We start from the raw sequence: 11959 nt of genomic DNA, 5'->3' as shown, positions 1-11959 counted from the left end.
CGACGCTTTCGCCCGCGATGTCCTCCCCGCGCCCAAGGGCGCCTCCCGCTCCCTGCTCCGGTCGCTGCTCGCCCCCCGGTCCCGGCGGGTGACACTGGCGGCCGTCCTGCTGCTGCTCCAGCAGGCCGCCGTCCAGGCGGGGCCGCTGCTCGTGGCGTACGCCATCGACCGCGCCGTGCCCGCGCTGCGGGCGGGCGACCACGGCCCGCTGATCACGGTCGCGGTGGCCGCCGCGGTGTGCGCCACGGCCGCGGGCACGCTCCAGTTCCTCTTCGTCCGTGTCTCGGCCCGTGTCAGCCAGGACGTCCTGCTCGACCTCCGGGGCCGTATCTTCCGGCACGCCCAGAACCTCAGCCTCGACTTCCACGAGCGCTACACCTCCGGACGGCTGATATCCCGGGCCACCACGGACGTGGAGGCGCTGCGCGAACTCCTCGACGAGGGCCTCCAGGAGCTGATCGTCCTCTGCCTCTCGACGGTCTACATCACGGCGATGCTGCTCTACCTGGACTGGGGCCTGGGCGCCGCCGCGGTGCTGTCGGCCGGGCCGCTCTCCCTCCTGGTCCGCTCCTTCGACCGCCGCGCGCAGCGGGTGTTCCGCATCAAGTCGACGGCGATCGCCGCGGTGATCGTGAAGTTCACCGAGACCGTCAACGGCATACGCCCGGTGAAGGCGTTCCGGCGCGAGCGGCCGAACGAGGCCGAGTTCGCCCGGCTGAACCGCCACCACGAGCGGGTCAACGGCGACACGGCCCTGGAGATGGCGCGCTATGTCGTCGCCTCCCGGCTGGTGGCGAACTTCGCGGTCGCGGCGATCGTGCTGTGGGGCGCCTACCGGGTGGCCACCGGGGATCTCGCGCTCGGGGTGCTCGCCGCCGCCGTGCTGTACCTGCGGCGGCTGTACGACCCGATCGACCGGCTGGCGGTGTTCCTCAACTCGTACCAGTCGGCGGCCGCCTCACTGGAGAAGATCGCCGGACTGCTCGCCCAGCGGCCCGCGGTCCCCGAGCCGGCGCACCCGGCGGCGCTGCCGCCCGCGCCACAGGACCGCCCCGGCCGGGAGGTCGCCTTCCGCGACGTGCGTTTCGCGTACCGCACGGGCGGCGAGGTGCTGCCCCGCTTCGACCTCACCCTGGCGGCGGGCGAGACCGTCGCCGTGGTGGGGGCCACCGGCGCGGGCAAGTCCACCCTGGCCAAGCTGCTGGCCCGGTTCTACGACCCGACGGAGGGCCGGGTCCTGCTCGACGGCGTCGATCTGCGCGAGCTGCCGTCCGCCGAGCTGCGGCGGGCGGTGGTCATGGTGACGCAGGAAGCGTTCCTGTTCTCCGGGTCCGTCGCCGAGAACATCGCGATCGGCCGCCCGGAGGCCACCCGCGCCGAGATCGAGCGCGCCGCGCGGGCGATCGGGGCGCACGACTTCATCGCCGCGCTTCCGGACGGGTACGACACCGACGTCCGCAAGCGCGGCGGACGCATCTCCGCCGGCCAGCGCCAGCTGGTGGGCTTCGCGCGGGCGCTCCTCGCCGACCCGGCGGTCCTCATCCTGGACGAGGCGACCAGCTCCCTGGACGTCCCCGGCGAGCGGGCGGTGCAGAACGCGCTGGCCACGGTGCTCCGGGGGCGTACCGCGATAGTGATCGCCCACCGTCTGTCGACGGTGGAGATCGCCGACCGCGTCCTGGTCATGGCGGACGGCCGCATCGTCGAGGACGGCGCCCCGCACGCGCTGATCGCCGGCCGCGGCCGCTTCGCGGAGCTGCATGCGGCATGGCGGGAGAGTGTGGGGTGAGGGGACGGGAGTGAAGGGGCGGGTGCGGGTCCGGCCGGTGCCACCGGCCGGACCCGACCGTCCCGTACGAGCCGCCCCGTGCGCGCCGTCCCCACGGGCGCCGTCCGGCCGCCCCCGCCCGGGTCGGTAGCCTGAAGGCACGATGAACCGTTTCACGACGTCCTGGGGTGCGTTCGACCTCACCCGTTTCCCCGAGGACCCCCGCGACACCCTCCGCGCCTGGGACGCCGCCGACGCCTATCTGCTGCGGCACCTCGCCGACGGCAGTACGGGACCGGACACCACGGCGACGAACACCCCCGCCGAACCGGACCAGGGCGCCGCCCCGTCCGTCACCCCCGCCCCCGACCTCCCCGGCACCACCGTCGTTCTGGGGGACCGCTGGGGTGCCCTGGCCACCGCGCTGTCCGGCTCACGGCCCGTGCAGATCACGGACTCGTACCTCACCCAGCGGGCGACCACCGCCAATCTGCGGCGCAACGGCATCGCCGAGGACGCCGTGGCGCTGCGTTCGGTGCTGGACGACCCGCCGCAGCGGATCGACACCCTGCTGATCCGGGTGCCCAAGAGCCTGGCGCTCCTGGAGGAGCAGCTGCGCCGCCTGGCGCCCGCGGTGCACGCGGGGACCCGGATCATCGGGACCGGCATGGTCACCGAGATCCACACCTCGACGCTCACGCTGTTCGAGCGGATTCTGGGACCGACCCGTACGTCGCTGGCCGTCCGGAAGGCCCGGCTGATCCTCTGCACGCCCGATCCGGGCCTGTCCCCGGAGCCCGGTTCATGGCCGCGCGGCTATGCGCTCCCCGGGGACGTCGGCGTCGTCTCGGGACGTACGGTCGTCAATCACGCCGGGATCTTCTGCGCGGACCGGCTCGACATCGGCACCCGCTTCCTGCTGAACCACCTCCCCCGAAGGCGGGGCCCGGAGCGGGTGGTCGACCTGGGCTGCGGCAACGGCGTGGTCGGTACGGCGATGGCACTGGCCAACCCGGAGGCGGAGGTGACCTTCGTCGACGAGTCGTTCTCGGCGGTGGCCTCGGCGCGGGCGACGTACGCGGCGAACGTGCCGGACGCGGCGCGGGTGGAGTTCGTGGTGGGCGACGGGCTGGCGGCGACGCCGGCCGGTTCGGTGGACCTCGTCCTGAACAATCCGCCGTTCCACGGTCACCGGGGGATGTCCGACGCGACGGCCCGCCGGATGTTCGGCGGCGCGCGGGCGGCCCTGCGTCCGGGCGGTGAACTGTGGGTCGTCGGCAACCGCCACCTCGGCTACCACGTGCGTCTGCGGCGCCTCTTCGGCTCCTGCGACGTGGTCGCCGGCGACCCCAAGTTCGTCGTGCTGCGGGCCGTCAAACGCTGACCGGACACTGAACCGCCGGGGAGCCGGGCAGCATCCGCGTACCGCCACGGCCCACCGAACGCCGCACGCCGGCGCCACCGGTTCCGGACCGCCGGAAACACTGGGGCGCCCGCCGGACCCCGCCCTCTAGGGTGCGGACATGACCACCGCGCCGAAGGTCCCGCAGGACGACGCCCCGCCCCCGGACCTGTGGGCGGCCGCCGGGGGCCCTCCCCCGCTGACGCCCGTGCGCTATCTCTGGTGGTTGACGGCGCGTCAGTGGCGGAGGGTGCTGACGGGTACCACGTTCGGCAGTCTGTGGATGGTCGGGCTGATGGTGCCGCCGTACCTTCTCTCCCGCGCCGTGGACGACGGGGTGGCGGCGGGCCGGACGGGGGCGCTCGCCGGGTGGGTCGCCGCGCTCGTCGCCGTCGGCGCGCTCAACGCCTGGTTGGCGGTCATGCGGCACCGCACGATGACGCGGGTACGGCTGGACGCCATGGTGCGCACCGTACGGGTCGTCATGGGGCAGACGGTACGGCTGGGGGCCGTGCTGCCGCGCCGGGTGACGGCCGGTGAGGTCGTCGCGATCGGTATCGGGGACGTCGGGGTGATCAGCCGGACGCTGACGCTCACCGGGCCCGGCATCGGCGCGGTCGTCGCGTACGGGGTGGTCGCCGTGCTGCTGTTCTCGGTGTCGCCGCTGCTCGCCGTCGTGGTGCTGCTGGGTGTTCCGCTGCTCGCGGTGCTGGTGGGACCGCTGCTGGGGCGGTTGCAGGGCGCCGAGTCCCGTTACCGGGAGCGCCAGAGCGGGCTGGCCGCGCGGCTGACGGACCTGGTCGGCGGGTTGCGGGTGCTCAACGGGCTGGGCGGCAAGGACGTGTTCGCGGCGCGCTACCGGCGCGACTCCGCCGCGCTGCGCGCCGAGGGCTACCGGGTCGGCGCGGCGACCAGCTGGATCCAGGCGCTCGGCATCGGACTGCCCACGCTCTTCCTCGCCGCGGTGACCTGGCTCGGGGCGCGGATGGCCGTCCAGGGGGAGCTGACGGCGGGCGAGTTGGTGGCGGTCTACGGGTACACGGCCGCGCTGGTGGTACCGGTGGCGTCCTTCATCGAGGGCGGTGACGACCTGGCCAGGGGGCTGGTGGCCGCCCGCCGGGTGACGCGGTTCCTGGCGCTGGAGCCGTCCGGCGCCGCGCCGTCGGACCCGGCGGCCCCGCCCGGCGTGCCGTCGGCCCTCGTGGACCCGGAGTCCGGGGTGACCGTGGTCCCCGGGGAGCTGACCGCGCTGGCCGGGGAGCGGCCGGACGAGACGGCGGCGGTGGTCGACCGCCTCGGCCGGTTCGCGGACTCGGCCGCCACCTGGGGCGGCGTCCGCCTCGACGCCCTTGCCCCGGCGCTGCTGCGCGAGCGCGTCCTGGTCGCGGACAACGAGGCGGACCTGTTCGCCGGCACCCTGCGCGAGGTGGTCTCGGGCCGCCGGGAGCGGGAGACGGCCGCCGTCGACCGCGCCGTACGGGCCGCGATGGCGGAGGAGATCGTCCTCGGGCTGCCGGGCGGCCTGGACGCGCCCGTCGAGGCGCAGGGCCGCAATCTCTCCGGCGGTCAGCGGCAGCGCGTCCGGCTGGTGCGGGCGCTGCTGGCCGACCCCGAGGTGCTGCTCGCCACCGAGCCGACGTCGGCCCTCGACGCGCATACGGAGGCGGCCGTCGCGGCCCGGCTGCACGCCGCCCGCCAGGGCCGTACGACCGTGGTCACCAGCACCTCGCCGCTGCTGCTCGACCGCGCGGACACCGTGCACCACCTGGTCGGCGGCACGGTGGCGGCCACCGGCACCCACCGGGAACTCCTGGCCCGCGACCCCGCCTACCGGCGGTTGGTGGCCCGGGGCGAGGACGGCGACGCGGCGCCCGGTACCACCCCGCCCGGCCCCCGTACCCCCACCCTTCACGAGGAGCGCCGGTGACCCCGTCCTCTCCGCCGACGCCCGCCGGTCTCCCCGTGGCGGACCGCCGGACCACCCGCCGGGCCGCGTTCGGGCTGATCCGTGCGGACGGGCGGGCGTTCGCCCTGATGCTCGCGCTGAACGCGGCGGCCGCCGGTGCGGGGCTGGCCGGTCCCTGGCTGTTCGGGCGGATCGTCGACACGGTGCGCGGCGGGGGCGGGACGGGCGCCGTGGACCGGCTGGCGCTGGGCATCCTCGTCTGCGCCGTGGTGCAGTTGCTGCTGGCGCGCTGGGCGCGGTACGTGGGGCACCGGTTCGGTGAGCGGACGCTGGCGCGGGTGCGCGAGCGGTTCGTGGAACGGGCGTTGGCGCTGCCCGCCGCGGTGGTGGAGCGGGCCGGGACGGGCGATCTGGCGGCGCGGGGGACGGCGGACGTCGCGACGGTGGGGCGGACGTTGCGCGACGCGGCGCCCGAGGTGTTCCTCTCGATGGTGCAGGCGCTGTTCCTGCTCGGTGCGGTGGTGGCGCTCTCCCCGCTGCTGGGGCTGTGCGCGGTGGGGCTGCTGGGGTGCTGGTGGGCGGTGCGCTGGTATCTGCGGCGGGCGCGGGAGGCGTATCTGGCCGAGGGCGCGGCGACCTCCACGCTCGCCGAGCTGCTGGCGGCGACGGCCACCGGGGCGCGGACGGTGGAGGCGTTCGGTCTCCAGGAGCGGCGGGCAGCGGCCTGCGAGGCGGCCGTGGCGCACGCCCGGCGGACCCGGGAGCGCACCCTGTTCCTGCGCAGTGTCCTCTTCCCGGTGGTGGACTTCTCGTACATCCTGCCGGTGACCGGGGCGCTGCTGGCCGGCGGGGCGCTGTACGGCGCGGGGGTGCTGTCCCTGGGGGCGGTGGTCTCCGCCGCGATGTATCTGCGGCAGCTGTCGGAGCCGCTGGACACCCTGCTGCGGTGGACCGAGCAGCTCCAGAGCAGCGGCGCCGCGTTCGCCCGCGTCGAGGGGCCGGCCGAGGCCGTGCGGGCGGCGCCGGTCCCGGTCGCGTCCGCGCCGGTGGACGACCGGACCGGTGTCATCGAGGTCTCCGGGGTGCGGTACGCGTACGGGGACGGGGCGGACGGGGAGCGGCGTGAGGTGCTGCGCGGGGTGTCGCTGACCGTCCGGCCCGGTGAACGGCTGGCGGTCGTCGGGCCGTCCGGGGCCGGCAAGTCGACGCTGGGGCGGTTGCTGGCGGGGGTGGACGCGCCGGACCACGGGACGGTGACGGTCGGCGGGGTGCCGGTGGCGTCGGCGCCGGAGGTGGTGCGCCGTCAGGTCGTCCTGGTGACGCAGGAGCACCATGTGTTCCTGGGGACGGTCCGGGACAATCTGCTGATCGCCGCGCCGGGGGCGGGGGACGCACAGCTGTCCGCGGCGCTCGCCGCCGTGGGCGCGTCCTGGGCCGCGGAACTGCCGGACGGTCTGGACACCCGGCTGGGCGGTGACGGGGTGCGGCTGGACGGGGCGCGGTCGCAGCAGCTCGCGCTGGCCCGGGTGGTGCTGGCCGATCCGCACACGGTGATCCTCGACGAGGCGACGGCGCTGCTCGACCCGCGGACGGCGCGGCACGCGGAGCGGGCGCTGGCGGCGGTGCTGGAGGGGCGCACGGTGATCGCCGTGGCGCACCGGTTGCACACGGCGCACGACGCGGACCGGGTGGCGGTGATGGAGGACGGCCGGCTCACCGAACTGGGGCCGCACGAGGCGCTGGTGGGCGCCGGTGGCACATATGCGTCCTTGTGGCGCTCGTGGCACAGCTGACCTACGGGCAGGGGGAGGCGGAGGTGCGGGGACGCCGGCGGTGGTGACGTCGGCGTCCGATCGGAAACCGTCCGAAATCCGAAAAAATATTTCGAGCAACGGACGCTTTCCAGCCATTTCCTTGAAGGGTGCCTGACAACTACCCGACACCAGTGTCACTCTTCCCCGCATCCGCCGCGCGGACTCCCACGGTTCCCCCACCCCGCGGCAGACAGCACAGTGCACATCCGCACCTCCGTTACATCACCCCCCACGCGCTCCATCAGTTCTGCCTCGCTCTGCCCGGACGGTCACCTGCCGCCCGGTCCCCCTCGGCCGCGGCGACCCACGTCGCAGCCCCGCAGAAGGAGTCAGTGTGAGACGCACCCCCCATCGACGTGCCGTCGCCACCGGCGCGTTGGTCGCCGTGACCGCGATGCTGGCCGTCGGCGCCCAGGCCGGCACCGGCGCCGCGGCGACCCCCCAGGCCAAGGACCGGGCCGTTCCGCACGCCGCCCCGCGCTCCGGTGCCCTGCCCGCGAAGCTCTCCCCCTCCCAGCGGGCCGAGCTGCTGCGCGAGGCCAACGCCACCACCGCGCGGACCGCCGAGCGCATCGGGCTCGGCGCCCAGGAGAAGCTGGTCGTCAAGGACGTCACCCGGGACGCCGACGGCACGGTCCACACCCGCTACGACCGCACCTACGCCGGGCTGCCCGTCCTCGGCGGCGACCTCGTCGTCCACGAGACCAAGGGCGGCGACGTCAAGGGCGTCACCCAGCCCATCAGGTCGCAGCTGAAGTTCACCGGCCTGACCGCGAAGGTGAAGCCGGCGGCGGCAGAGGCCAAGGCCCTCCAGTCGGCGCAGGCGCAGGGCGCGAAGAAGTCCGAGGCCGACGGGGCGCCGCGCAAGGTGATCTGGGCCGCCGACGGCAAGCCGGTGCTGGCGTACGAGACGGTGGTCGGCGGCTTCCAGAAGGACGGCACGCCCAACCGGCTGCACGTGATCACCGACGCCACGACCGGCGCCAAGCTGTTCGAGTACCAGGCCATCGAGAACGGCGTCGGCAACAGCGAGTACAGCGGCAAGGTGACGATCGGCACCTCCGGTTCCGCGCCGTCGTTCACCATGACCGACGCCACCCGCGGCAACCACAAGACCTACAACTTGAACCACGGTTCCTCCGGTACCGGTTCGCTGTTCACCAACACCACCGACACCTGGGGCGACGGCACCCCGCAGAACGCCCAGACCGCCGCCGTCGACGCCGCGTACGGCGCGCAGGAGACCTGGGACTACTACAAGAACGTCCACGGCCGCACCGGCATCCGCGGCGACGGCGTCGGCGCGTACTCCCGCGTCCACTACGGCAACAGCTACGTCAACGCCTTCTGGGACGACAGCTGCTTCTGCATGACGTACGGCGACGGCCAGAGCAACGCCCATCCGCTGACCGCGATGGACGTGGCCGGGCACGAGATGTCGCACGGCGTCACCTCCGCGACGGCCGGCCTGATCTACAGCGGCGAGTCCGGCGGCCTCAACGAGGCGACCTCCGACATCTTCGGCACGGCGGTGGAGTTCCACGCGAACAACGCCGCCGACCCCGGTGACTACCTCATCGGCGAGAAGATCGACATCAACGGCGACGGCACCCCGCTGCGCTACATGGACAAGCCCTCCAAGGACGGCCTGTCCGCCGACTACTGGTCGAGCAACGTGGGCAACAAGGACGTCCACTACTCGTCCGGCGTCGCCAACCACTTCTTCTACCTGCTGTCCGAGGGCAGCGGCGCCAAGGACATCGGCGGCGTCCACTACGACAGCCCGACCTACGACAACCAGCCGGTGCCGGGCATCGGCCGGGCCAACGCCGAGAAGGTCTGGTTCAAGGCCCTCACCCAGTACATGAGCGCCAACACCAACTACGCGGCGGCCCGCACGGCGACGCTGAAGGCCGCCGCCGACCTGTTCGGCGAGGGCAGCGCGACGTACAACACCGTCGCCAACACCTGGGCCGCGGTCAACGTCGGCTCCCGCGTCCCGGACGGCGGCGCGGTCACCGTCACCCACCCGGGCAACCAGACCAGCACCGTCAACCAGGCGGCCAGCCTCCAGATCAAGGCGACCAGCAGCACCACGGGCGCCCTGTCGTACGCGGCGAGCGGGCTGCCGGCCGGTCTGTCGATCAACGCGAGCACCGGTCTGATCTCCGGTACGCCGACCGCGACCGGCACCAGCTCGGTGACGGTGACGGTCACCGACGCGGCGAAGAAGAGCGGCACCACCACCTTCTCCTGGACGGTGAACCCGGCCAGTGGCGGCAACGTCTTCGAGAACACCGACAAGCTGCCGATCCCGGACGGCGGCGCGGCGGTCACCTCGCCGATCACGGTGAGCCGCAGCGGGAACGCGTCCAGCACGCTGAAGGTGGGCGTGGACATCACCCACTCGTACCGCGGTGACCTGGTCATCGACCTGATCGCGCCGGACGGTACGGTCTACCCGCTCAAGAGCGCCAGCGTCTTCGACTCGGGCGCCGACGTGAAGACGACGTACACGGTCAACGCCTCGTCGAAGGCCGCGAGCGGCACCTGGAAGCTGCGGGTGCGGGACGTCTACACCTATGACTCCGGCACGCTCAATGGCTGGAAGCTGACGTTCTGACATCTCGGCGGCACCCGGGCGTCATCTCCGTGTGCCAGAGGTGAGGCCCTGACCGGCCGCACCGCAAACGACCTGCGATGACATCGAGTTGGGCGTCGTTCCCGGAGCTTCCGGGAACGACGCCCTTCTCCGTTATGCGAACATCGCGCTTCCCTCTGCGAACGATTTTCGGCCAACCTATGAGCCGCCTCCTGACATGGACGCGATCAAATGGCAGTGTTCCGGACGCACGTCACACCCGCATCGCTTTGCACCCCCCACCTCTTGGCAAAGTTGAAGGAGCCCGCGTGACCCCCCACACGTCCCGTAAGACCCGTATCACCACGACCGCCGTCGTCGCCGCGGCCCTGCTCGCCGCCGGCATCACCGCCGGCACCGCGGGCGCCTCCCCCGCACCGGCCCCCAAGGACGCCTTCCCCCTCAAGCTCACCGCCTCGCACCGCGCCGAGCTGCTGCGCGACGCCGGCGCCGCCAAGGCGCGGATGGTGCGCGAACTGGGCCTGGGTTCCCAGGAGAAGCTGGTCGTCAAGGACGTCGTCAAGGACGCCGACGGCACCGTCCACACCCGCTACGACCGCACCTACGCCGGACTGCCCGTCCTCGGCGGCGACCTCGTCGTCCACCAGGACAAGAACGGCACGGTCAAGAGCACCACCAAGGCGACCGACAAGCCGATCAAGGTGGCCTCCACCACCCCGAAGATCGCCGCCAAGGCCGCCGAGAAGGCCGCCCAGGGCCCCGCCGCCAAGACCTTCGCCGCCAAGAAGGCCGACGACGCCACCGCCCGCAAGGTCGTCTGGGCCGCCTCCGGCACCCCCGTCCTCGCGTACGACACCGTCGTCAAGGGCGTCAAGAAGGACGGCACGCCCAGCCGCGTCCACGTCATCACCGACGCCGACAGCGGCAAGAAGCTGTTCCAGTACGACGACATCCGCACCGGCAAGGGCGAGAGCGAGTACAGCGGCACCGTCGACCTGGGCACCTCCAAGGAGGGCGGCAAGTTCACGCTGACCGACACCGAGCGTGGCGGCCACAAGACCACCAACCTGGAGAACGGCTCCTCCGGTGAGGGCAGCCCGTTCCTCAAGGACACCGACACCTGGGGCAACGGCAAGGGCGACGACCCGGAGACCGCGGCCGTCGACGCGCACTACGGCGCGGCCCAGACCTGGGACTACTACAAGGAGGTCCACGGCCGCTCCGGCATCAAGGGCGACGGCCAGGCCGCCTACAGCCGCGTCCACTACGGCAACAACTACGTCAACGCCTTCTGGGACGACAGCTGCTTCTGCATGACGTACGGCGACGGCGAGGGCAACTCCCACCCGCTCACCGCCATCGACGTCGCGGCCCACGAGATGTCGCACGGCGTCACCTCCGCCACCGCCAACCTCACCTACAGCGGCGAGTCCGGTGGCCTCAACGAGGGCACCTCGGACATCTTCGGCACGGCGGTCGAGTTCTACGCCAAGAACGACGCCGACCCCGGTGACTACCTCATCGGCGAGAAGATCGACATCAACGGCGACGGCACCCCGCTGCGCTACATGGACAAGCCCTCCAAGGACGGCCAGTCGCAGGACTACTGGGACTCCAACACCGGCAACCTCGACCCGCACTACTCGTCCGGTGTCGCCAACCACTTCTTCTACCTGCTGTCCGAGGGCAGCGGCGCCAAGGAGATCGGCGGCGTCAAGTACGACAGCCCGACCAAGGACGGCTCCAAGGTCGAGGGCATAGGCCGCGACAAGGCCGAGAAGATCTGGTACAAGGCCCTGTCCGAGTACATGACCTCGAACACCGACTACAAGGGCGCCCGCGAGGCCACCGTCAAGGCCGCCACCGACCTCTACGGCGCCGACAGCGCCGAGGTCAAGGGCGTCAAGGCCGCCTGGACCGGCGTCAACGTCAAGTGAACTGATCCGCCGGGGCGTTCGTAGGGCGTCCCGGCGGTACGGAGGCGGGCCGGGGTTCTTCCCCGGCCCGCCTTTGCGTGCGGTGCGGGCGCGCGGAGGGGCAGGCCGCGTCAGCTCCGTGCCCACAGCCGCCGCAGGGCGGTGGTGACCGCCCGCGGGCGCCGGGCGTGCGGGTCATGGCCGCGCACCCCCATGCGCCGCCCCGCGCGCCCGGGCGCCCTCGGCGCACCACCGCTCCGGGCGCAGGCGCCGGTTCCTTCCCCTTGGCGGGCTTGCCACGCGCCGTGCGGGAGGGAAGGCTTCCCCAGGGCACTTCGGAACCGGTCGCCGGATCGCGACCGTTCCTTTCAACTGCCTTGAAACAGAGCAGAGTTGAGGAGAGGAATGCCGCACAGCGCGCCGCCGCGTCCGTACCGTCGCGTGATGCACGGTCCGCCGTGAACGACCTCTGACCACGCTGGCCGCACCGGCGCAGCGGCCCCCGGTGGCGGCGTGCGGGCCAGCGCGTGGAGCGGGAGCCCGGGGCGCGC

6 protein-coding genes are annotated in these 11959 nt (G+C 73.0%); all 6 read left to right on the top strand.

All coding sequences use genetic code 11. The features are described from left to right. Positions 1 to 1789: ABC transporter ATP-binding protein (locus AC51EU_RS20320; protein WP_496268432.1), on the top strand; the 1789-nt coding region annotated here is incomplete at its 5' end. 142 nt (positions 1790 to 1931) lie between these two features. Next, entirely contained in the window at positions 1932 to 3152 is a 1221-nt protein-coding gene (locus tag AC51EU_RS20315; RefSeq protein ID WP_496268431.1) for a methyltransferase, read from the top strand. A 139-nt stretch (positions 3153 to 3291) separates the two neighbouring features. Continuing rightward, the gene (locus tag AC51EU_RS20310) at positions 3292 to 5097 is read left to right on the top strand and encodes an ABC transporter transmembrane domain-containing protein (protein ID WP_496268430.1); all 1806 of its coding nucleotides are present in this window, start codon (positions 3292 to 3294) and stop codon (positions 5095 to 5097) included. After that, a complete protein-coding gene (locus AC51EU_RS20305; RefSeq protein ID WP_496268429.1) occupies positions 5094 to 6869 on the top strand; it encodes an ABC transporter ATP-binding protein in 1776 nt (591 codons plus the stop codon). The genes AC51EU_RS20310 and AC51EU_RS20305 overlap by 4 nt, the downstream gene beginning before the upstream one ends. Before the next feature lie 355 nt (positions 6870 to 7224). Beyond that, positions 7225 to 9513 carry a M4 family metallopeptidase gene (locus AC51EU_RS20300; RefSeq protein ID WP_496268428.1) on the top strand — a complete coding sequence of 763 codons (2289 nt, stop codon included), beginning with the start codon at positions 7225 to 7227 and terminating at the stop codon, positions 9511 to 9513. A 287-nt stretch (positions 9514 to 9800) separates the two neighbouring features. Then, positions 9801 to 11429 (top strand): M4 family metallopeptidase, encoded by a 1629-nt coding sequence (locus tag AC51EU_RS20295; protein ID WP_496268427.1) that lies wholly within the window; start codon positions 9801 to 9803, stop codon positions 11427 to 11429. The last annotated feature ends 530 nt before the right edge of the window (positions 11430 to 11959 follow it).

Source organism: Candidatus Streptomyces philanthi (genome assembly GCF_059553635.1).
The sequence above is the reverse complement of the archived record's forward strand: the minus strand, read 5'-3'. Positions and strand labels throughout refer to the sequence as shown.

What these genes read in the sequence shown, in the direction of transcription:
- AC51EU_RS20315 (WP_496268431.1), top strand. Translation starts at nt 1,932, where the DNA reads ATGAACCGTTTCACGACGTCCTGGGGTGCGTTCGACCTCACCCGTTTC.
- AC51EU_RS20310 (WP_496268430.1), top strand. Translation starts at nt 3,292, where the DNA reads ATGACCACCGCGCCGAAGGTCCCGCAGGACGACGCCCCGCCCCCGGAC.